General features: G+C 50.9%; 17 protein-coding genes. 6 read left to right on the forward strand and 11 right to left on the reverse strand.

Going from position 1 to position 21,925, the window contains the following annotated elements; genetic code table 11:
* Positions 1-192: 192 nt before the first annotated feature.
* Positions 193-576 carry a DUF2752 domain-containing protein gene (locus ACEVG1_RS19145; RefSeq protein ID WP_374745341.1) on the forward strand — a complete coding sequence of 128 codons (384 nt, stop codon included), beginning with the start codon at positions 193-195 and terminating at the stop codon, positions 574-576.
* 45 nt (positions 577-621) lie between these two features.
* A complete protein-coding gene (locus ACEVG1_RS19150) occupies positions 622-2,181 on the forward strand; it encodes a glycoside hydrolase family 10 protein (protein WP_374745342.1) in 1,560 nt (519 codons plus the stop codon).
* Between the two features lie 5 nt (positions 2,182-2,186).
* Here the strand turns inward: ACEVG1_RS19150 and ACEVG1_RS19155 are convergent, their stop codons facing one another.
* On the reverse strand, positions 2,187-3,860 hold the full coding sequence (locus ACEVG1_RS19155) for a glycoside hydrolase family 3 protein (protein WP_374745343.1): 1,674 nt from the start codon (positions 3,858-3,860) through the stop codon (positions 2,187-2,189).
* Positions 3,861-4,015: 155 nt separating this feature from the next.
* Positions 4,016-4,564, reverse strand: coding sequence for a TetR/AcrR family transcriptional regulator (locus ACEVG1_RS19160; RefSeq protein ID WP_374745344.1), 549 nt, complete (start codon positions 4,562-4,564; stop codon positions 4,016-4,018).
* Between the two features lie 161 nt (positions 4,565-4,725).
* Between ACEVG1_RS19160 and ACEVG1_RS19165 the strand changes: the two genes are divergently transcribed.
* Positions 4,726-7,536, forward strand: coding sequence for a TonB-dependent receptor (locus ACEVG1_RS19165; RefSeq protein WP_374745345.1), 2,811 nt, complete (start codon positions 4,726-4,728; stop codon positions 7,534-7,536).
* On the opposite strand, the gene pncA is transcribed toward ACEVG1_RS19165, so the two are convergent.
* The 3 genes from pncA to ACEVG1_RS19180 form a co-directional block, all read right to left on the reverse strand.
* Positions 7,533-8,129 (reverse strand): bifunctional nicotinamidase/pyrazinamidase, encoded by a 597-nt coding sequence (gene pncA, locus ACEVG1_RS19170; RefSeq protein ID WP_374745346.1) that lies wholly within the window; start codon positions 8,127-8,129, stop codon positions 7,533-7,535. The genes ACEVG1_RS19165 and pncA overlap by 4 nt on opposite strands.
* 45 nt (positions 8,130-8,174) lie before the next feature.
* Positions 8,175-9,134, reverse strand: coding sequence for a hypothetical protein (locus ACEVG1_RS19175; protein ID WP_374745347.1), 960 nt, complete (start codon positions 9,132-9,134; stop codon positions 8,175-8,177).
* Positions 9,135-9,252: 118 nt separating this feature from the next.
* Positions 9,253-10,242 carry an aspartate-semialdehyde dehydrogenase gene (locus ACEVG1_RS19180; protein ID WP_374745348.1) on the reverse strand — a complete coding sequence of 330 codons (990 nt, stop codon included), beginning with the start codon at positions 10,240-10,242 and terminating at the stop codon, positions 9,253-9,255.
* 88 nt (positions 10,243-10,330) lie between these two features.
* On the opposite strand from ACEVG1_RS19180, the gene ACEVG1_RS19185 reads away from it, so the two are divergent.
* The 3 genes from ACEVG1_RS19185 to ACEVG1_RS19195 all read left to right on the forward strand — a co-directional run bounded on the left by ACEVG1_RS19185 (position 10,331) and on the right by ACEVG1_RS19195 (position 13,582).
* Positions 10,331-12,004: a lamin tail domain-containing protein gene (locus ACEVG1_RS19185; RefSeq protein ID WP_374745349.1), complete on the forward strand. Its 1,674-nt coding sequence runs from the start codon at positions 10,331-10,333 to the stop codon at positions 12,002-12,004.
* Between the two features lie 124 nt (positions 12,005-12,128).
* Complete coding sequence (locus ACEVG1_RS19190) at positions 12,129-12,854, forward strand: YebC/PmpR family DNA-binding transcriptional regulator (RefSeq protein ID WP_374745350.1); 726 nt, start codon at positions 12,129-12,131, stop codon at positions 12,852-12,854.
* On the forward strand, positions 12,854-13,582 hold the full coding sequence (locus tag ACEVG1_RS19195; protein WP_374745351.1) for a hypothetical protein: 729 nt from the start codon (positions 12,854-12,856) through the stop codon (positions 13,580-13,582). Before ACEVG1_RS19190 ends, ACEVG1_RS19195 begins: the two co-directional genes overlap by 1 nt.
* Here the strand turns inward: ACEVG1_RS19195 and ACEVG1_RS19200 are convergent.
* The 6 genes from ACEVG1_RS19200 to ACEVG1_RS19225 form a co-directional block, all read right to left on the reverse strand.
* Positions 13,575-14,912, reverse strand: a complete 1,338-nt coding sequence (locus tag ACEVG1_RS19200; protein WP_374745352.1) for an ATP-binding protein — start codon at positions 14,910-14,912, stop codon at positions 13,575-13,577. The genes ACEVG1_RS19195 and ACEVG1_RS19200 overlap by 8 nt on opposite strands.
* An 11-nt stretch (positions 14,913-14,923) precedes the next feature.
* Positions 14,924-16,021, reverse strand: a complete 1,098-nt coding sequence (locus tag ACEVG1_RS19205) for a hypothetical protein (RefSeq protein ID WP_374745353.1) — start codon at positions 16,019-16,021, stop codon at positions 14,924-14,926.
* A 3-nt stretch (positions 16,022-16,024) separates the two neighbouring features.
* Complete coding sequence (locus ACEVG1_RS19210; protein ID WP_374745354.1) at positions 16,025-16,654, reverse strand: hypothetical protein; 630 nt, start codon at positions 16,652-16,654, stop codon at positions 16,025-16,027.
* Positions 16,655-16,677: 23 nt separating this feature from the next.
* A complete protein-coding gene (locus tag ACEVG1_RS19215; RefSeq protein WP_374745355.1) occupies positions 16,678-18,453 on the reverse strand; it encodes a DUF4157 domain-containing protein in 1,776 nt (591 codons plus the stop codon).
* Positions 18,454-18,483: 30 nt separating this feature from the next.
* The gene (locus tag ACEVG1_RS19220; protein WP_374745356.1) at positions 18,484-20,097 is read right to left on the reverse strand and encodes an N-acetylmuramidase domain-containing protein; all 1,614 of its coding nucleotides are present in this window, start codon (positions 20,095-20,097) and stop codon (positions 18,484-18,486) included.
* Positions 20,098-20,433: 336 nt separating this feature from the next.
* Entirely contained in the window at positions 20,434-21,924 is a 1,491-nt protein-coding gene (locus ACEVG1_RS19225) for a contractile injection system tape measure protein (protein WP_374745357.1), read from the reverse strand.
* Between the last annotated feature and the right edge of the window lies 1 nt (position 21,925).

Here is a 21,925-nt window from a genome sequence, read left to right on the forward strand (position 1 = left end):
ACAAAGAACGATTTGGACCGAATGGGCCAACTTTATTTAATTTTTAACAACGTCCCATTTTTAATGGGACACTAGTGATTCCTGTTATCGGTTTCGGAAGTGATCGATATATAGGGCCTACGGCAGCAGAGGCGACAGGTGGAGACTCTTTCAGTAACCTGAAGCGGGATCTCGATAACTTTAAAGATCCGTTTGACGACAGAAATAGCCCACAGAACCCGCCTGTATAGCCCAGGCCATGCCAAAGGTTGGCTGGTGGGGGTGTGTGGCCTGGAATATGTTTCCAGGCTGTATGCTTGGCTATTGCCGTGCCCTATTAAGGCCATTACGGGTATCGATTGCCCGGGGTGTGGGTTCCAGCGCTCGCTGTTGGCACTGCTGCAGGGTCATTGGTATGAAAGTTACCAGCTCTATCCGCCCACCGTGCCGTTGCTTATGCTGTTAGTGTACATTGTGCTTAAAAGTATACTCGGTTTTGATAAGCGCGGTATAGTGATGAAGCTGCTCGCAATAGCATGTGGTTGGTTTGTGTTGGGGGTATACGTGATGAAGCTGTGGCATGGTGACCATCTATAGTTCCCGGCTCTTTTTTCTATCTTTATCGCGGACAATGATATTGAGATGAATTATACCCGCGCGTGGTTCGGTTGTGTTACTGTTTTTTTCTTGCTATTTATCAGTTCAGTAGCGCACGGCGGACCGGGCGCCCCTAGTGATAAGTTGCCCAAGCGGGAACTTAGGGGGGTGTGGATTGCCACGGTGGCCAACATCGACTGGCCGTCGGCAAACAACTTGAGTACGGCAGCCCAAAAGGAGGAGCTCATCCGGCACTTGGACAACCATCAACGTGCCGGTATAAATGCGGTCTTTTTGCAGATACGGCCGTCGGCCGATGCATTCTACGCCAAAAGTACGGAACCGTGGAGCCGGTTTCTCACAGGCAAACCGGGGCAGCCGCCAGCACCGTTTTATGATCCCCTGGAATTTGCGGTAAACGAGGCCCACAAACGTGGGATCGAACTGCATGCGTGGATTAATCCCTATCGGGCCACGTTTGACCTGGTGCCTGCCAATACGACGAGCGACCATATTACGCGCCTCAAGCCGGGTTGGTTCTTTGTCTATGGTGGAAAAAAGCTCTTCAACCCCGGCATTCCCGAAGTACGGCAATATATTGTGGGCATTGTGACGGATCTGGTACGCAATTACGACATCGATGGTGTCCATTTCGACGACTATTTCTACCCGTATCCGGTTGGTGGGCAATCCATCCCCGATGCAGATACATTCAAGCAACATCCGAACGGATTTAGAAATATCGCCGATTGGCGACGGAACAATGTTAATTTACTCATCCAAGAGATTTCGGAAAGCGTTCACCGCGAAAAAAGGCACATCAAGTTCGGCGTAAGCCCTTTCGGTATTTGGGATAATAAGAAGGATCATCCGGATGGCTCGGCCTCGTCGGGCTTGAGCGGTTATCGGCAACTTTATGCCGATGCGCTGAAATGGCTGGAAGAAGGTTGGGTTGATTACATCAACCCACAGATTTATTTCCCTTTTGGACATCCGGCCGCACCTTATGAGGTATTGGCCGACTGGTGGGCCGAACGTACGCACGGACGCCATTTCTACATCGGGCATGCGGCCTACCGTGCGAATGAAAACGGTGCCGGCTGGCGCGACCGCAGTCAAATCCCGGATCAGGTCCGCTACGCACGGAAACAGGCCGGCGCGCAAGGAAGTATCTATTACAGTGCCAAGCATATCACCAATAATGTGGCCGGCCTTCGCGACTCGCTGCAGTACAACCTATACCGTTTCAAGTCACTTCCTCCTACCATGCCCTGGCTGGACAGTATAGCGCCTGAACCACCTTTTGGTTTGTTAGCGCAGGTGGCCGAAAACGGCACTTCCGTTATCTTGCAATGGCAACCGGGGCCGTTAACCGCGGGGAGCGAAGAACCCTACGGCTACGTAGTGTACCGCTTCAATGAAGGTGAGCCGTTGGATGTGGAAAACCCGCAGAATATCCTGTATATTACGTATGACCACACGCAGACACAGTATACCGACAACATGACGCGTAAAAATGGGCATTACCGTTATGTGGTTACCGCGATCGACCGGTTGAAAAATGAAAGCCTACCTTCGAATACACGGGAATTGTACATCGAGTAAATCCGCTACCTGCCATCGCCATAGCGGAAAAAGGCATTGACGGTGACCGGAAGCCGTCCCGAAGGGGTCAGCTTTTTCAGAATGACCTTTGCGGCAGCGCGTTGCATGATGACTTCGTTTTGATAGCAGATCAAAATGGATTTCGCTTGTTCGATACCGGGCAGGCCTGCAAGGCCATACGGATTGGCAAAGACGCAGAAGATAGCATTCCTGTTTGCCAGTTCATTGATGAACAGCCGCACGGTACTATTATAATTGAAGGTACTGCGCGGCCGGGGCCGATTGTCATGGAGGGCTACGATGACCTGGTTATAGCGGCGCAATTCCGTTGCTACCGCCGCCACATCATCGGCTGTGGCATTTGCAGAAATTACATAATGCATGTGGTTGTCAAAACGCCACTCCAGCATGTGCTGGAATTCCGATAGTTCCGATACGCCCACACTGATGATCGCGGTGCGGCGGTTATAGTCGATCGTTCTGATGAGGCTGTCTCCTTGAAGTAAGGTAACCGAGGCGTCCGCTAACCGTTGGTTGAGGGCTTGTGTTTGCGATCGGTTGATATCGTTGTATAGGTTGGTAAGCTGGACAGGTTGCCTGTTATTCAAACCAAGCCAATATTTTGCTGCCAGTATCTTTTTGACCCGCAAGTCGATATCGGCTTGCGTCAACCGGCCTTGCTTGATGGCCTGCAATACCATGTCTATTGCGCGCGCACTGTTTTGCGAGAGTTCGAGCAAGTCGTTGCCGGCAATGATGGCACGAACGTCCGCTTCGCCATTGCGGAAGTGTTTCACAACACCATTCATGTCCATGGCATCTGTAAAGGTAAGTCCTTTGAATCCAAGCCGTTTCTTAAGGATGCTGGTAACGATGTGTTTCGACAGCGAAGAGGGAAGGTTGGGCGTATTGTCGAGGCTCGGGATATTCATATGCGCTACCATCACACCAGAGGCACCGGCGTTGATGAGTTCACGGAATGGATACATCTCCAGCGAATCTAGATGGCCCGCCGTAAAATGAAGCTGCGGCAGGTCATAGTGCGAGTCGACGTCGGTGTCGCCGTGTCCCGGAAAATGTTTCAGCGACGTAATGATACCCCCGTCCATCATCCCCCGCATGTAGGCCAGTCCCTTACTCGTTACATTGTATTTGTTTTCACCAAACGACCGGAAGTTGATGACCGGGTTGCGGGGATTGTTGTTGATATCCACAACCGGGGCAAAGTTCACATTCATCCCCAGCCGCCTGAAATCCCGGGCGACCTCTCGGCCCATCTGGTAAATCAATGCTTCGTTCTGCACGGCACCCAATGCCATCTGGTAGGGAAATGAGATGGTCGAATCTGCTAAACGCATGCCAAGCCCCCATTCACCATCGAACGCTACGAGTAGCGGTACTTTCGAAAGCTGTTGATAACGATTGATTACGTGCGCATGGCGTATAGGGCCACCCTGGAATAGTACGATCCCCCCTAGTTGCTCCCGTTGCACCACCCCGGCCACTGAATCGATGTAACGCTGGCCCAGGTTGCTGTGGGCACGCACCATGAAAAGCTGCGCCACCTTATCCCGGTCAGTCAGTGTTCGGAATATAGAATCGACCCAGGCATGTTCACTATTGATAAACGGAATGAAAGCCTCCCGCTGCTGGGCAATAGCAACCCAATGGGATGACATGACTAAAATGGATATACAAGCGGTCTTTTTTAGCATCATAGCTTAGCCTACAATAACAATACCGATGATGTAATATCGGAATCGCCTCCAATATTAAACATATTTTTTTGCATGTTAATGCGTGTTGTTGGTTGTTGGTGCGTTTTTTTGCGTTTTTATATGTCGATGCCGTATTTGCCCTCTAGTATTTTCGCAAATTCAGCAGATTCGTTGAGCTCTCCATTAGCCTCCTTTTTCCACAATATTTCGATAATCAGTAATAGGAGCTGGGCTTCCAATTCCGGGTTTTCGTATTCCAGTTCGGTAAAAGCCCGTTTTATAGCGGGGTAGACAGGTTTGATGAACGCTTCATGCTGTTGTTTTGAAAACCCGTGGTGCGACAAGCGCTCCTGCATTTTCCAGAATACCGGGTCCTCGTTGACCAATTCTTTTGGGAGGTTGATCATGTTCCGGAGGAAACTCTTGGCATCCCGGTAGATCATCATGCCTCGATGGTGTTGCAGTACACGTCTGTATCCAGACTTGATCAAATGCGATAATAGGTTGTCTTTATTTCCGAAATGCTTGAAAATAAGTGCCTCAGAAACGCCCGCTTGCTGGGCGATGATTTTAGTCGACGTATCGATATAGCCCTTTTCAGCAAACAGCAAGAGGGCCTCCCTCATTATTTTTTCCTTTCTGCTCTCCGCCTTCTGTCTCATCATGGTCCATCAAAATGAATTGCAAACTTAGGCAAATTCCCGGTATCTTATATGTCATATAATTCAGACACACCGTGTTGCCAGCGTGTAATAATGTCTTTACATTTAAACGAACAGGCTTTAATTTTATCCTATAGACAAGATACTAACACAGTTACTAAAACATGCAAGACATTTACAAGGGTTTCTTTCTATGGCTGTTCTTTTTGCTCACGGCGTCGGCTACGGCCCAACAGCCGATTGAGGGTAGGGTGGTAGACAGTGCGGCCAACACCGGGCTGCAAGGTGCCAACGTGAGGTTGCTTACAGCCAAGGATTCATTGGTGGACCAACGTAGTGCTTCCGCAGACGGGAAATTCCAGATGAAACAGGTGCCCGCCGGCCAGTATCGGCTTCAGGTCAACTACCTCGGTTACCGACCTACCGTAATCCGTATCCAGGTAGCTGCCGGTTCCAATCTGCCACCGGTCACCATCCAATTGCTTCCAGAATACCGTACCTTGGATGAAGTGGCTATCATCGCTGCACCGCCTGTAGCGGTACTGAAAGGTGATACAACCGAATTTGATGCCACGGCATTCAGTACAGAGCCCTACGCCGATGCGGATGCGCTGGTGATGCAAATTCCAGGTGTGGAGATTGATGAGGAAGGGCGCGTAAAGGCCCAGGGAGAAGACGTGCAACGTATCATCGTGGATGGAAAGGAGTTTTTCAGTACAGATCCGCGCATCGCCTTGAAAACGCTTCCGGCTGATATCATTGCTAAAATACAGCTTATCGATGAGCAGAGCGAACAGGCACAGTTCTCGGGGTTTGATGACGGGCAACGGCGCAAGGTAATCAATATCGTAACCCGGCCGGACCGTAGGAAGGGTTACTTCGGCAAAGCGGCGGCTGGCTACGGTGCTACCGATCGATACAATGCGGGAGGGAATCTGAATAGCTTCGACGGTGACCGGCGGATTACCATATTCGCGGTATCTAATAATGTAAACCAATCGGATTTCTCCATGGCTGGGATTGCAGGTGGTGAAGAAGAAGGTGGACGCAATAACCGTGGACGGAGCCGGAGCAATGCGGGCAATGGGCGGGGCCTCAACAATACGCATAGCGTGTCTACCAATTTCAATAATGAGTGGTTGGATGAGCGGCTAGACGTCAACGCCAACTACGCATTCAATTCTACAGGCAACGAAACCAATAGCCTCACCAATCGCGAATACCTGATCGGGGCCAACGCCAACCAATTCAATACCCAGCTCCAGCAAACAGGGAGTATAAATTACAGCCACCGGGCTAATGTGCGGATACGATTCGACATCGATTCGAACCAGCGTATCGATTTCAGGCCCGACTTCTCCTTCCAGCAGCACAACCGAAATTCGGTTTCAGACAACCACACCGCCTTGGCAAACAATGACCCGGTGAATGCGTCCGTACGCAGCAATGACAACGATAATTCGAATTTCAACCTCGGTGGAAGTTTCGATTATCGCCTCCGGCTGGGGAAACCGGGCAGAACGGTCTCTCTTAGTGCCAACGGATCGGCCAATAGCAATAAGGGGTTGGCCCGTACCTACTCGCTCAATGAGTTTTTTGAAGACCAATCGCTGAACCGTGTCGACACGGTAAGCAACCGAAGTTACTCAGACGGTTATGGCAATGGCATAACCGGTAGATTGGCCTATACTGAACCCGTAGGGAAACACGGCCGCGTACAGGCCAATTACAGCCTGCGCAACACGGCTGGTTTTTCCAACAGGGAGACGTTCGAATTTCTGGCCGAAACCGGCCAGTTGGGAGAGCTCGACCGGCAGCTTTCAAACGAGTTCAGGAACGACTATACTTACCAAAGTGGAGGTCTCTCCTTTCAGGTAGCCAAGCGCGATTCGTTCCGCCTGGAGGTAGGTGTCGACTTCCAGGATGCCCGTATCCGCAATAACCGGACGTTTCCGGATGAGATTGAGACAGGAAGCCATTTCAGCAGCTATTTGCCCAGTGCCGAAGTGTCCTACAATTTCTCGAAAGATAAAAAGATCGACATCAGCTATCGTACGGCTACCAACGCGCCCTCCATCAACCAACTGCAGGATGTGATCAATAACCAGAACCCGCTCAATATACGCACGGGCAATGCCGATTTGAAACAGGAATACGGCCACCGTTTTGGTTTGCGGTTCAATAGTGTAAAACGTGAAACAGGGAGCAATTTCTCCGCCAGTGTCAATGCCGACTTTACCGGTAACCGGATCGTGAACTCCACGTTTATCGCCACGGCCGATACACTGATCGCTCCCGACGTGTTGTTGGGTGCCGGTGGCCAATTCAGCCGTCCGGAGAATATCAGCGGCTATTACAGTATTCGAGGCAATGCAACGTACGGGACACCAATCAAACCGTGGAAGATCAATATCAATCTGGCAACTTCTGTTTACCATAACCACGATATCGGACTCATCAATCAAGTGGAAACGTATGCAAATTCATACGGTATTAACCAGCGGGTAGGTGTAAACAGCCGCTTCGGGCCGCACTTGGTTGTAGGGGTAAGTTATGTGGGCAACTATAGCGTGGTGCGCAATAACGCCAATAGCGAATCAAGTTACAACTATTACAACCAAATCATACGCAACGATGTGGCGTATACGTTTTGGAAAGGGATACGGATTGCCTCGTCACTTTATTACAATTATAACCAAGGATTGGCTGATGGGTACAACCAACAATTTACTTTGTGGAATGCGTCGATAGGCAAAAAACTGATGCGGCGACAGGAAGCTGAAATCACCCTTTCCGCCTTCGATCTACTTAACCGCAATACGAATGTAAACCGGAGCATCAACGAGCGGTATATCCAAGATTCGCAGAACAATGCGCTCCAACGCTATTTTTTGTTGGGTTTTACCTATAATCTACGCAATTTTAGCGGCGGCGGTTCTGGCGGCCGGGGAGGAGGGCGCCGATTTGGAAACTAGCGCCCAACGAGCTGTCCACCTTGGCTTACGAACGTCATCCGCTTTTCGGCATAAGCCGACGCATCGATTGCCTGTACGGCATCTTCGAGTATGCGGGTTTCGAAACCCAATTGCAGGGAATCCATCGCGGTGAAGTACACGCAGTAATCGGCAGCCAGACCGCATACCGATACGGCGGTTATGCCGCGGTTATGCAAGTACCCCGCCAAACCCGTACGCTTGCGCCTTCCATTGTCAAAGAAGCCGCTATAGCTGTCAATGTCCGGGTCGGTGCCTTTGCGGAAAATAGCTTCGATGTGTTGGGTATCCAAGTGGTCGCTTAAACGGGCACCGGCTGTACCCTGCACACAATGATCTGGCCATAAAACCTGTTCCAACCCATCCAGATCGATGGTTTCAAATAACCGACTTCCGGGGTGGGCCGATGCAAAACTGCGGTGGCCCGCAGGATGCCAGTCCTGTGTGGCCACCACCAGATCGTAACCTCCCTGAATGGCGTTAATGATGGGGATGACAGTGTCGCCATCGGCGACAGCCAATGCGCCGCCCGGAAGGAAATCATATTGGATATCGACAATAATCAGTGCATGCATGGAAGGTAATTGTTTGCGTTGCAACAAACTTAACGAATAAGGACGTTAAAGTGAAAACTGCAAGCCGACAATCCCCCCGAAATAGAAGCCGTTGAATAGGTCGTCGCCATGCCATTGCCATAGGTATCGGCCATCATGGATATCGACCTGATCGGTTTCAAAAAGGAGGTGATTGAATGTGGGACCGGCAAATAATTCGACGTAGGGCGTAATGTGCCATCCGCCGAGTACACGCAGGCTCTGCTTCCCGTATAGGCCATCTTCGAAGTTTGTCATGGCTGTACCGGCTACTTCCGTGCTCATGCGGAATGCCTTCGCCGTGATGAGGTGTGCGCCGATGCCTCCTTCCAACTGGTAGCGGGCTTCGGGGGTCTTAAAATGGTAGCCCAGCCCTAGGATACCGTACAACACATTTCCGCCGCTCCGCAGTGCCAGTAGGGAGCCGCCCGTTTCATCGACCGTAAGACCCAATGATAGCTCGCCTTCCTCGATGATGTTAAGCAAGCCGATCGGGTAGTCGCTTTGCTCGGCAATGTTGATAAGGCCGGCCACTTGAATGCCCTCCACACGCTTCGCGATATTGATGAGGCCGGCTACTTGCGTGTGGGCATCGCCCGCCTTGTTTATGAGGCCGGCGGCTTGGAATCCGCGTGACTCTCCCTTCACTTGGTTCAGGATGCCTGCTACCTGTACACCCTTTGCATTGCCACCTACATGGTTGGAAACGCCCGATATCATCGTTCCGTACGCATTTCCTTTCACCACTCCAGAGACCCCGGCGATAAGACACATATTTTCTTGCTGTGAAACGCCGGCAATCAAATGCAGCGAGAAGTTGTTGGTATCGGCCGGTGCCGTCTTGCCATTGGTGCTGAGTGGGTAAATGATGCCTACGTGTGCTTGGCTGGTCTTTCCTTCTTGTGCAGCGGCGGTGCCGCAACCTACTATCAGTGCGATGCAGACCGCGGTACGGATCATCTTTTGGGTTGTCGTGTTTTTTGTCATTAGCTATGTTTTGAGCATAAGACAACGGAGGCCAAGCTTACCCTTAGTTGGCAGGCGTATTTATAAAAAAACACCCGCTTGTAGGCGGGTGTTGCAGTATATCATACGTGGATGGGATTTACAATAGTCCTTTCTCAATCAGCTTTTCGGCAATCTGTATGGTGTTCGTTGCCGCCCCTTTGCGCAAGTTGTCTGCTACCACCCAGAGGTTGAGGGTTTTGGGTTGGCTTTCATCCCGGCGGATGCGGCCTACAAAAACCTCGTCTTTGCCGTGTGCGTCTTTAGGCATGGGGTATTCCTGGTTGGCAGGATTATCTACCACAATGACCCCCGACTGCTTGGCTAGCAAAGCCCGTACCTCGTCCAAATCGAAGTCATTGGCAAATTCAATATTTACAGACTCGGAGTGACCACCCATAACGGGTATACGCACCGTGGTCGCGGTAACGCGGATCGTGTCATCGCCGATGATTTTGTTGGTCTCTTTGATCATTTTCATCTCTTCTTTGGTGTATCCGTTATCTTGGAATACATCAATCTGTGGGATGACGTTCAGGTCGATCTGATGTGGGTACGCTTTCTCACCGACTACGCCCGCACGCTCGTCGTTGAGCTGCTGAACCGCCTTCACGCCGGTCCCTGTAACGGACTGGTAGGTGGAAACGACCACCCTTTTGATGATGTATTGTTCGTGCAAGGGTTTCAATACGACCACCATTTGTATCGTTGAACAATTCGGATTGGCGATGATTTTGTCTTGGGCCGTCAATACGTCTCCATTTACTTCGGGTACCACGAGCTTTTTGGTCGGGTCCATCCGCCAAGCGGATGAATTGTCGATGACCGTAATGCCGGCTTCGGCAAATTTCGGTGCATAGGTCAGCGATGTTCCCCCACCCGCTGAAAAGAGGGCTACATCAGGTTTAAGGGCAATGGCTTCGTCGGGTGTGACCACCTTATATTTTTTTCCCTTGAATTGTATTTCCTTGCCTTTGCTGCGTTCGGAAGCAACGGGGATCAATTCTGTTACGGGGAAATTGCGCGCTGCTAACACGGTTAACATTTCCGAACCTACGAGTCCGGTTGCGCCGACTACTGCCACTTTCATTTTTTTGTGTTGTTGATTTTGTGAATTAATTTATACTGTTTAACTTTAATTTTCTTGAAGAGGCCAAACATACGAAATTTGGCTTAATTTGAGCATAACGAATGTTAAAAACCTGCTGACGGAAATGGCTGTTTATCAGCCCCCCGAGCCGATGAAAAACAATTTATTCCTTTCCTGGGTCGCCATGGCGCTCTTCCCCGTTTTTGTTGCGGGGCATGCGCTACGTATGCCGGAAGGTGCGGTTGCGCGTAAGCCGGGGATTGCCATGACGCCGGATGACACGACTGGAGCCATTTTTTACGATGATTTTGCGGGTGGTCCATGGAACAAATGGCTTGGAGATACCGCATCGTTCGAGGTGGTGGACGGTTTGCTTACGTTGCAGGGACGGGCCCGGCCACCGAAGTCCATTGCTTTCCCCTGTGTACAGGTACGAAATACAGTATGGGAGGCTGGGTTGGAAGTTTCGGGCGGTTTTTCGGCTTCCAATTACGTCAGGATATATCTTGCAGCAACCACACCATCGCTTCAGGAACCCCAGTGGGGATACCATCTGCAGATTGATGGAAGTGAGACATACCACGTGTACCGGCTTTGGCGCCAGAAGGGCACTACGCGCAAAATCGTTTTTCAGAGCGCTCCGATGCCCCATTCGACAGCTATGTTCCAAGCACGCGTGCGGGTAACTTGTACATATGATGGGTATTGGCAACTCTTTGTTGACGAGGGAGGAAATGGTCCATTTAAGATGCTATCCGGTAAATCGGACGAAACAACGGTTAGCGACGATACGTACCTCAATAGTGGATATAGCGGATATTTCGTTAGCTTCTCACCAGTAAGGGCGCATGATTTCAAGCTCGATTATTTCCTGGTCAAACCACTGGATCCGTCGGCAGGTACGGATACTTCGGATATCCCCGAAGCAAGTGACATCCTCATCAACGAGGTGCTGTCCGACCCAAAGTCGGGCGGCGTTGACTTCTTGGAAATTTATAATTATTCGAACAAAACCATTGACCTGTCCGGAGTTCATATTGCACAGGTGGGCACCAACGGCATCGTTGGGAACCGCCAAGCGGTGAGCGATCATCCCCTATTCATCCATCCCAATGAATACAAAGTTTTAACGCGTCGCCCCGCTACCATAAAACAACATTACCCCAACGCTACATCGTCGGCAATGATTGCAATGGCATCCTTACCGGATTTCAACAAAGAAACAGGAGGGGTGGTGATTTATGGCAATCGGGGGACAATTGACAGTCTTTTTTATACCCCTCAAATGCAATCGCCCTTTATAACCTCTCATCGGGGTATATCATTAGAGCGCCAGCATTTTTCCGAGCCCACCCTTGCTCCGCGCAACTTCCGCTCTGCGGCGGTCGCCATAGGCGGGGCCACCCCCGGATACCGAAATTCGCAATTCCCGGACGGAGTTTTGGAGGAGCATGTTTTTCTGGCTTCCAAGACTTTTTCGCCGGATAACGATGGCTTTGAAGATCGGTTGGAAATCAACTACCGCTTTCCCGAAAGCGGTTTCATGGCAACGGTCGATATTTATACCGACCAAGGAAGATTGGCCAAACGGCTGGTTCGCAATCAAAGTATCGCCACCCAGGGAACGATTTATTGGGATGGTCTATCTGACGCGAACACGCGGCTTCCTACCGGTATGTACATTGCCGTGGTTGAGGTATACAACGCTGTTGGCGTACGAAAAGTATACCGCAAAAGCTTCGTATTGGTAGCCAGAATGTGATTTCGATGGAAATTTTGCTAAGTTTGCATTCGACGGGCGGATGGAGAACCGTCATCGGAAAGGATGGTGAATGGTGGTGTAATTGCAGTTGTAGATCTTAAGGAATATATACTAAAAATAGACGATGGGAAGAGCTTTTGAGTTCAGGAAGGAACGAAAATTTAAACGCTGGGCCAAAATGGCCGTTCAGTTCACCCGCTTGGGGAAGGAAATTGCCATGGCTGTCAAGGAAGGCGGGCCCAACCCCGAGGCAAATTCACGCCTGCGGACAGCTATCCAGAACGGGAAGGCGGTAAATATGCCGAAGGACCGCATCGATGCGGCTATCAAAAGAGCTTCCGACAAGGATGCCAAAGGATACGAGGAACACGTATATGAAGGGTACGGCCCGCACGGAGTACCCATTCTTATCGAGACGGCTACGGACAACACCAACCGTACCGTGGCCAATATCCGTAGTTATTTCAGTAAGGCTGGCGGGACATTGGGTAAAACAGGATCGCTTGACTTTATCTTCCAGCGGAAGTCGATTTTCCGGTTTTCCATAGCAGAGGAGATAGATTTAGAGGAGCTGGAACTTGAGCTGATTGATGGCGGTTTGGAGGAACTATATGTCGAAGCCGACGAAGAGGGAAACGATGTGGTGGTAGCGCAGACGTCTTTTGAAGATTTTGGCAACATGCAACGCCAATTGGAAGAAAAGGGAATCGAAGTGAAAAGTGCCAAACTTGAGCGGATAGCCCTATCGCATACGGATGTATCTGAGGAGGATGCTGCGGAAGTACTTAAGCTTGTCGATAAAATCGAGGAAGACGATGATGTGCAAGCGGTTTACCATAACATGGGCTAATGACGTTTGAAGAATTTTTCGCGAAGAAGCGGATTGACTTGGTGCTGCTGCGGCGTTCCAGGCCTGCTCTGTACGAAGAGTTCTGCCTCCATTATGCCCAAATGGGCGAAAAAAGTTTCGACCATACCAAGAAATACTGGTTTAACCGGCTCCGTAAAGATTTCCTGTTGCAGGTAGCTGAAACACCAAAAGCAGCAACGGCAGCGCCTGCCTCCGTCGCTAAAGCAATGGAGATGCCGGTGTCTACGGCGGAGGCTGCGAAGCCCGCGGGCTTTAAACCGCGTTTCAAACCCAACGCGGCAAAACCTGCCTCTGCGGTTACACCCGAGGTGCCACAGGAAACGATAGAAGAAGAAGACACGGCATCAGCAATTACGCCCCCGGTCGGATCGCCTGCGATGGGCCCTTCGGGCTTCAAACCCCGGTTTAGGCCGGGAGTTACGACGCCGGCAAAGAAAGCTGCCGAATCAACACCGCCCGTGGGCGATTCACAGTCCACGCCGGAGGAGCCGGCCCCCGAAGCGAAGCCTCTCGGTTTTAAACCACGCTTCAAGGCAGGCGTTACACCAGTAAAGAATACCGATGCTGACGAAGTACCCCCATCGGAGCAATCCGCTTCTGAACCGGCGGCGGAACCTCCCGCCGCAGCACCGGTATCCAAGCCGATGGGTTTTACACCCCGTTTTAAAGCAGGGAAGACTACCAACAAAAGCAACGACGCTACTTAAATACGCGATCTTCTTTTTCGAACTCGCGTTGTATACCGGCCAATAGTTCTTTTTTCCCGATTGTTTTATTTCCTTTTGAAAAGGCTTTGAGCGATGCGTAATGAATGGCCTGTACGATGGCAGACCCGCTCAGTTCATATTTTTCTGCAATTTCCGCTAGTTGTACGTCGGGGCCGAGCCTTCCCTTGGTAGGGAGGATGGTTTGCCACAGTTTTTGTCTTTCTAACGTACTGGGTACGGGGAAATGGACAACCGCGTTGAACCGCCTCATGAAGGCCTTATCGATGTTGTTCTTGAAATTGGAGGCAAGGATCACCAGCCCCGGGAAATCCTCCACGCGTTGCAAGAGATAGGCCACCTCCTGATTGGCGTACCGATCATGCGAACTCTGTACATTAGACCGTTTGCCAAACAGTGCATCTGCTTCATCAAAAAATAAAATCCAATCGCGGTTTTCTGCGCGGCGGAAGATTTTTTCAAGGTTTTTCTCCGTTTCGCCGATATATTTGGAAACGACCTGCGAAAGATCGATCCGGAAAATGTCGCGTTTGAATTCTTTACCCAACAAGGTGGCGGTGAGTGTTTTCCCGGTGCCGGGAGGGCCATAAAAAAGTACACGGTAGCCGGGCTTTATTATCCGTTGCATTTCCCATGCATCGACCAATGTTGTATTGTGCTGAAGCCATGCTTTGATATCATCCAGTTGTTCGCGCGTTTTCTCGGCAATCACCAAATCCTTCCAATCCAACAATGTGCTGACCGGTTTGGCGGGGAAATCCGGGCCGAAGACGGGTAGCTGTTCTTTGCCCAGCAATAATTTGGATAACCATTCCGGAGTGAGGATGAGCCGGCCGCTCATTGGCGGTTCCCCTTCCTTTACCGCTTCGAGATAGATGATGCCCTCTTTGACCAATTGGCTATCGCCCATGAGCAGACGCTGTACTTCCAAACGCTTCTCAACACTGTCCCCGGCAATGATAAACAGGGCCGTTTCGCCCGTAGGGAGAAAGCCGCGATGATTGCCCGCATTTTTCACGCCGCCCATTTCGATAATATCGCCACCGTTGGGTAGAAATTCCTGTATGATACGGTCGTAAAAGGCAGGGCGTAGATGGGGAATCATCGATAAAAGCAGTATTGTTTTCTCTACATCGGTGGCATGTGCCAGGCACGTGCGCCAATAGGCTCCCAGATCGTGCGCTTCCCACTGTAATTGTAGGTCACTGCGTGCATTATCCAACGCAAAATATGCGTAGAGCCTACCTGCAACAAGCTGTTCGGCTTGCGTAAGCAAACGGGCCAATGGGTGTGGTAGCGGTCGTTGATCCATTTCTTTCAATTTCAAGCCATGTGACGGATTTCGTCGTTCACCGGGAAATCCCCGCGTAGTACAGGGGGTGGCAGCACCCGCATTTGGGTAGCCCATGTACCGATGTGGGCTGTAATAAACCGGTAGCGTTCAGGCGAGCGTTGCAGCAGCACGGCAGGGCTATAGACATATGCCGCGATGGTTTCCGCAAAATCTTCTCCCGGTCCACCCGCCACTGCATAACGAGACATCGGTTGTTCTATCCATTGGGGATTATTCCAGTCATCATGCGGGATACGGTATTGGCTGGGAGGTGGTGTACCGTTACTTATGGCGTCGGCAACAGCCTGTTGGCCGATATCGAATAGCTGACCTCCAACCCACCCGATAGCGCGGTTGAATTTGTCAAATACGTCGGGGTCGGCGCGGTGTGCATCCTCGGCAATACCATGTCCCAGTTCGTGAGCAATATTCTCGCGTAGACTGTGCTCCCTTGATTGATAAGGCACCGGAGCGCCTGGCGTTTCCCCCGGCGCGGGGGCAAGTACGACTGCCGCGGAAGGGTAAGAGCCACCCGTATCGCTCCGCGCATTTGGAAATGCATGGCTCCGGGAAAATGCTTCGAAAATGGTTAATTTCCCTCCTCCGAAGGAAGCGCCGACATCCCGTCTGGCAATACCGATTCCAGCAGCATTGGGGTCATAATCCATTTTAAAAAATGCAACCGTGTGGATGGTCGGGATGGCACCAAAAGTTTCGGCAACGTCTTCGATTGCCCGGATAATGTGCGCATAGTCGGCAGAAGCCGTGCCCGGGTCCCACGATTGCCAGTGGGGGATAGTGGGTGCCGGGCGCCCGTGCCGCGTCAGTGATGCCTCTTGTTGGGCTTGGGTACCCGTGTGGATGTCTCGCACGCCAAAATAATCCATCATATACTGATCAAACTCAGCACGGGTGATGACGCCTTGCGGGATGGACCTAAATGACGGGTCGGGTCGGTGTTGTAAGTTCCGTTGAAGGATACCGTTGGTGGTCGGACTGAGTGCAGGCTGAAAAAACGGTGTATTCCCCGCGTGGGATTTGCCGCTAGCCTGTTGGCGATTTTTATGGGTGGGGACATGTATACCCATGACCTATCGTTCCTTTTGGATTAATGAGTCTGATTTCTTCACGTACTGGTGCAACCGTATGTTGTTCGCTGCCTTATTGAGCAGTTGGTCTTTGGAGATACGCAGGATTTCCAAATTATCGGCTGTCGGGGCATGTTCCGCCTGTTGCAGTTTGCGCTCAATATCCTGGGTAACCAGGATGGTGGTTTTTAGATCGTCTGCTCCTAAATCCTCTTTTACATCCTCCGGAATCTTATCGATGGTATGTAAGGCATCACTATCATTACCTAGCATATAATTTGCTCTAGCAATGTTTATGAGGGTTTTTGGATTCTTCACCCCTCGGTTTTCCAGTTCTTCCACGTGGGCTTGCAGTGCTCCTCTCGTTTCGGTATCGTTGGGATTGCTCTCGTACTTGTGCAATGTGTTTTCCAATGCGATGCCTGCCTCGTTAATTTGTATTTTGGCGATGGAAGGCCAGCCGATCATGACCACGGGTATAATGAAGAAAAATAGCAATACGTTGAGCTTTTCCCTTTTCAATGCATAGCGTATCAGCAGGAAGAGTAAAACCAGGAAAAACAAGCTCCCCAATGCAAAGAGTAGTACCTCGTGCATCTGCAATCCGTCTGTTAGTTGTTCCCAAAAGTTCATATGTCGTGTATTCGTTCAGTTAATCAGAGTGAAAATTGCAATCTTGCCGCCGTTTCGACCTCCCTTGGGCAACCCACCCGATGATAACCGGCTGGTTCCTCCAGTGTTACCGGTTCGTTTCTCATACCGGATTTTTCCAGGGTGATGGTTGCCCTCCGTAGCAAGGGATATACGGTGTCACGCTGCTGCGCCAAGCTCATGCTTTCCATTTGCTCCAGTAGTTCTTCCGTTCGGTGTGCCGATTCAGCATCTGATGTCTTAAATTGGTCGACGGCATGCTGTGCCAAACGCCTGCCCTCTATTTCGCGGCCGCGTTCGTCCGTGAGCGTGTACAGTTCACCCAATCCGAGGGGCTGGACATCTCGCACTACGCCCGCTGTACACTGTCTGGAATCCCGCATGCTCAGCTGCTGCGCTGAGCAGATCGATTCGATTTCGGTGAGCGCTGCGGATGCCCGGTTTTGTCCCAATTGCTCGTTGCCTTCAAATCGGCGACCCTGTTGCGTTGGCCCCTCGGGAGAGGTATGTCCGGTGATATGTGTTACCCGGTAGCCCGCTTGCAACAGCGTTGTTATCTCCGCCAGCATTTGGGCGCTTCGAGCCCGGTCTATATTGGCATTTGCATAGTCGAAATAGATAAACCGGTTTCGGGTATCCCTATAGGGAACCGGAAGATTGGCTTCATAGGTAGACGCTTCCTCCCATTTCTCGCAAACCAGTTTCACCGAAAGGGGTACAGAGGTACAATCGAACCGCTCATCGGTACGGCCGGGTGTAAACGTGATATTGCCGCCAATCCCCCACCCTTCGTCGTCGCCATGCCCCCGTATTCCGATGTCCCATTGGCCTGCCCGGATACCTAAAGAACCAGCCCCGCCCGTAACGCCCTCTAACCCAACAGTGATTTCGCCGCGTGCGGTGATGCTAAACCGCCCTGATTGGGCGATGAGGACTTCGAGGAAGGGTGTTACATCCACGCCTTCAAGTACACTTTCTACGTCGCCGATTGCTCCGCGAGTGACGGCATCCAAAATCCGCCGGGCGACTCCGATTGCGCTTTCTGGTATGTTTGCACCCAACTCGATCTCTCCTCGCGTGGTATCTCGACACACTTTTATCGTGATAGTAATATTTGTCCGGTCGATGTCGGCATCGATGGAGCCCGAGGAGCCGCGTCCACGTCCCCTGCTTTCCAGTATTCTGGTTACCCGGTAGCGCTCCCCCTCATGTTCCACTTCCACTAGATTTGGCCCGAGGCGCGTAGCTGTCTGGCGTTGGATGGCTCCGGCACCTCCACCTTGCTGAACCACGTGCGTCAATTCATGCGCCAACAGCCGCTTACCGCTTTCTGATCCGGGCTGATACTGCCCGTTATTAAACACAATGTTGTTTCCGGTTGTGTAGGCGAGCGCATTGATATGGTCGGCGGACCGCGCTGCGTCTCCCCCCGTGTGGATACGTACGCCGGAGAAATCATAGCCAAAACGCGGCTCGAAAAAATCACGTTCGGCTTGCGATAGCGTGTCACCTCGTCGATCTAATGAAGACACATAGCTTTCAAACTCATTATCTACGGTTGGGAAAAGAGGATCGGTTTCTTTTCGCTGGACCCGCTTCTCTTCCTCTTCGCAATGTTTGCATTTGCGTTGTAGGCCCATCCGCATAACTTGATCGGCCATGGCATCTGCTTCCTGTTCGTACTTGTCGCCCGGTTGGTTTACCGTCAACTTAGGTTGGAAGAAGGCACCTACATTAGTTTTGTTGCCTTTGGGATCCGAAGTGATTTTTGATGCCAGCATAATGCGCGATGTTTAATTTACGACCAATATTCATGAGACCCTTGCAAACCCCAACAACTTATCCATCCTTGTTTTTACATAAGAAAATCCGGCTACGTTAGCTGCTTTATTGCCTTCGATTGTGTATAGGAATCCATCCTTGCAGTGGTATACAATGCCGATGTGGCCATTGCTAGACGCGAGCGAGGTGCGCCACCAACATACGATATCGCCTGGTTTGGGTTGCTTGTCCCCTTCGCCCGAGAAACTCCATCCTTTGCTTTTCAATTGGTTGAAGATATCCCGTGCACCTGCCGAATAGTTGAAAGGCATCTCCCGTCGGTCGCCGTCCACGGCCTGGAGGAAACACCAACTTACGAAAGCAGCGCACCACGGATACCCGTCCGGTAAACCTGCAGGCTCCATGTACTTACGCACCCACGGTCCTTTGTTGTTGCCACCTACCTCTCCGGCTCCCGCCTTCAGCTCGCTGATGGCTACCCGGAGCGCAGCCCGCCCTAATTGGCTTTCGCCATGTACAGGAGGAGGAACCTCATCGTATGCGATTACCCCTTCCGTTACCCGGGGGCGTGGATTTTCGAGTGCCCACCATGTCAACGGCCCAACCACGCCATCAACTGTGAGCGGCTGGTGGTGCTTGTCCAAATGTGAACTTTGGAAATCCTTTACTGCCCGATCCGTTGCAGCATCGAAAACCCCGGTATCGGGTACCACATAATCCAGTTCGTTTAAAATGGCTTGCAGTTCATGGACCAACCCACCCGCGTTGCCTTTCTTTATCAGCGTCCGTGCAGTGGTTGGCGCCAATTGGTTGTCGGCGGCCAAATGCCGGTGGTAAGCTTCCCTCAGTTTACTATCGTATTGGTTTATTGCATAGTCAGCACCATTATACCGCTTCGCAAACTCAGCCCATTGTTTGTTTTTGAGGTAGCCAACCAACTGTTTTTTTTGCAGGAACCTGCCGAAAGCTTCCAGTTGCTTGCCCTCGCTCAACTGCATATCGCCCACGAATTCGACTACCGAATCATACCCGAGAGTTTCGTAATGGTACCCCATTAGCTGGAATAATCCCCAAGAGGCTGAAGCGTAAGCTGCTGCAGTAACATTGCTATTGTTGGGTATCAGGTTAATGGCTTTGTCCAATCGATCGTATTCTGCCGGGCCGCCTTTATAGTGTGCTTTTGTCCATTTCTTGTATAAGATGTCGGTATTGCCCCACGTATGGGTGGCAGGATTTATACCGCGCTTTGCCAACTCACTCCAGAATACGTGCCCTTCAAATAGGATTTTTGGGTTGCCATCTGCATTGAACCCGCGTCCGCGGCTTTCCACTTCGTTTACAGCCTTGATAACGGCCACCTCGATACCGAGTACGTTGGCGAGGTTCAGGATATCTGATTCTTTCAGGTATTTCTCTTCCATCGTGCCCATATCGATCGGCACACCATTGATTAGCTTCGTCCACGTTTTGGTGTAGACAATGCCATCACTCACCAATCCCTGTTGCTTTTGGAATGAACGGACGGCCTCGTCGGTCGTATGGTCAAATACCCCGTTGATCGGTAGTTGATGGCCGTACTCGTTGAGCAGTTCCTGGAGCAGTTCAACGGCATCGCCGTGGCTGTTGATTTTTAGTAGTTTCATCACTAATTTTCATCTGTCTAAATTTGTTTATTCATCATTTTTTTTTCTAACGGCATTATTCGCACTATTTAGGTTTTAATAGGTGCTCATGAGCTCACTTACGTTCGGTTCATGCTGCCTTCGGCGGTTTTAATGGTGATGAAGCTATCATGATTTTTCATCTAATTATTTTTCTTTATCGGCTGATGAGAGCTCGATGTAAATAATGATTGCCCTGTGGGTCAATATTATTTACATCTCGGTTTCATTTGTGTTTAACTTCAACGGCATTCAAGATGGCTGAAGCCGTTTAGTCATTCCGCTGTGTGATTTTAAAATCATGATGGTTTCAATTTGTCATGCCCATTCCACATGCAACACGCTATCCATCCAAGGAAGCTTAATGACGCCGATGGGCCACGGTAGGCTTGCCAACAGTACATCGACCCCCTTGGTATCTACCTGCAGCAACCAGCCAGTTGTTCGTAAGGTAAGTTTCCCGTCCCGCTGTAAGAATGTTTCCCGAAGCCCGGCCACACTGGTGTTGCGCAAAACATCCCAGTGTGCAATGATTGCACGCAGCACGTCGTCACATTCGCGCTGTGCCATGGCGGTGTATTCGAATAGTGAGGGATCAACGAACGATGTTGGTTGCAAGCCTGCGAGGATTTTATTGAGCGGAAGGTCGCTTTCATCGGTAAGCGGGGGGGCAGCAGCTATCAAATGCTGGAACAAGACCGCCGCTTTGCTTTGGGCTGCTGGAAAAAATTGACACTGGCTATCCAAGAATCCCAAGCCCTGCAGCAACGGGGTGATAAACGGATACGCGAGTACGAGACCAGCGTTGGCAATATAGTATGAAGTGCCGGGGTGATGCTGCAAGACGTTTGTTGAGGGAGCCTCGGGATCCCTTTCTGCCGTATGGATGTCTTGTTTTTCCAGTGGTTCGGGCATCCCGCCTAATTCGATCGAGACCTGTTGTTGGATAATTGCCGCCGAGTCCGGAAATTCATCTGCAATCAACGGTAGTACATGGGTTAGGAATCCGTGATCTAAAAATGGGGGGTGCCCGGCGTGCTGTTCTGCATCCATGTGCTTCATGAGGTGGTCAACAATTTTTTTCCGCTGGGACCAAACGGCTTTAAACCATATATCCGCTATGATTACCGAGGCAAACAGCCTTCCGGGTTTCTGGCCCGCTGATAACCTGCAATACGTTGCGTGATAGGCACCGATGACCGCGTTTGCCCAAGTGGCGGCCGCAATTCCGGCCTGTTGCAGGAACGTGGTGTAGGCCACATGTGTTTGTCGGATGTGGCTTGCCGTCAGTGCCTGAGCTAATCGGAAGATAAAATCCGGTGAACAATAATGGTATAGGCGTTTCAACGTGTCGTCGGTACCCCGGAACGCTGAGGTCAGCTCATCTAAAAACGATTTGTCCAGTGTGAGCTGTCCTTCATAGTCAGCAGGCAATTCTTTCCGGCTGTCCCATAGGAATCGCCCTGTCTGCAAGAAATGGATAAATTCTGTATTCCATTGTCCACTCGATTGGCTTTTGGAGGAGGTCCGGTATCGGCGCAATTCGTTGCGGACGTTGTTGCATACGCTCGCCGTAAGCTCGTCTTCCCAGTTAGTCTCATGCAATTTACCGCAGTTGATAGACAGCGCCTGAACCGTCAGCCCCACGGGTGATCCCTCCTCAAATTCACTGAATATCTTGTCCAATTCGGGTAGAATTTGCTGATAGTATACCGCTGCCAACCGATCTTGCATGCCACGCCGTTCGTCGGGCCTTTCAAAAGCGACTTCAACCGATTGCTGATGGATAATATGGGGGGTACGACGCATG

Origin of the sequence: Parapedobacter sp. 2B3 (assembly GCF_041925275.1) — a bacterium.
Lineage (GTDB): Bacteria > Bacteroidota > Bacteroidia > Sphingobacteriales > Sphingobacteriaceae > Parapedobacter > Parapedobacter pyrenivorans_A.

Bases quoted from the DNA above. Each gene is read 5' to 3' on its own strand.
- ACEVG1_RS19210 (WP_374745354.1), bottom strand. From the start codon at position 16,654: ATGAACTTTTGGGAACAACTAACAGACGGATTGCAGATGCACGAGGTA.
- ACEVG1_RS19150 (WP_374745342.1), top strand. From the start codon at position 622: ATGAATTATACCCGCGCGTGGTTCGGTTGTGTTACTGTTTTTTTCTTG.
- ACEVG1_RS19195 (WP_374745351.1), top strand. From the start codon at position 12,854: ATGACGTTTGAAGAATTTTTCGCGAAGAAGCGGATTGACTTGGTGCTG.
- ACEVG1_RS19220 (WP_374745356.1), bottom strand. From the start codon at position 20,097: ATGAAACTACTAAAAATCAACAGCCACGGCGATGCCGTTGAACTGCTC.
- ACEVG1_RS19205 (WP_374745353.1), bottom strand. From the start codon at position 16,021: ATGGGTATACATGTCCCCACCCATAAAAATCGCCAACAGGCTAGCGGC.
- ACEVG1_RS19200 (WP_374745352.1), bottom strand. From the start codon at position 14,912: ATGGATCAACGACCGCTACCACACCCATTGGCCCGTTTGCTTACGCAA.
- ACEVG1_RS19180 (WP_374745348.1), bottom strand. From the start codon at position 10,242: ATGAAAGTGGCAGTAGTCGGCGCAACCGGACTCGTAGGTTCGGAAATG.
- ACEVG1_RS19175 (WP_374745347.1), bottom strand. From the start codon at position 9,134: ATGACAAAAAACACGACAACCCAAAAGATGATCCGTACCGCGGTCTGC.
- ACEVG1_RS19165 (WP_374745345.1), top strand. From the start codon at position 4,726: ATGCAAGACATTTACAAGGGTTTCTTTCTATGGCTGTTCTTTTTGCTC.
- ACEVG1_RS19190 (WP_374745350.1), top strand. From the start codon at position 12,129: ATGGGAAGAGCTTTTGAGTTCAGGAAGGAACGAAAATTTAAACGCTGG.
- ACEVG1_RS19155 (WP_374745343.1), bottom strand. From the start codon at position 3,860: ATGTCATCCCATTGGGTTGCTATTGCCCAGCAGCGGGAGGCTTTCATT.
- ACEVG1_RS19160 (WP_374745344.1), bottom strand. From the start codon at position 4,564: ATGATGAGACAGAAGGCGGAGAGCAGAAAGGAAAAAATAATGAGGGAG.
- ACEVG1_RS19215 (WP_374745355.1), bottom strand. From the start codon at position 18,453: ATGCTGGCATCAAAAATCACTTCGGATCCCAAAGGCAACAAAACTAAT.
- ACEVG1_RS19225 (WP_374745357.1), bottom strand. From the start codon at position 21,924: ATGCGTCGTACCCCCCATATTATCCATCAGCAATCGGTTGAAGTCGCT.
- pncA (WP_374745346.1), bottom strand. From the start codon at position 8,129: ATGCATGCACTGATTATTGTCGATATCCAATATGATTTCCTTCCGGGC.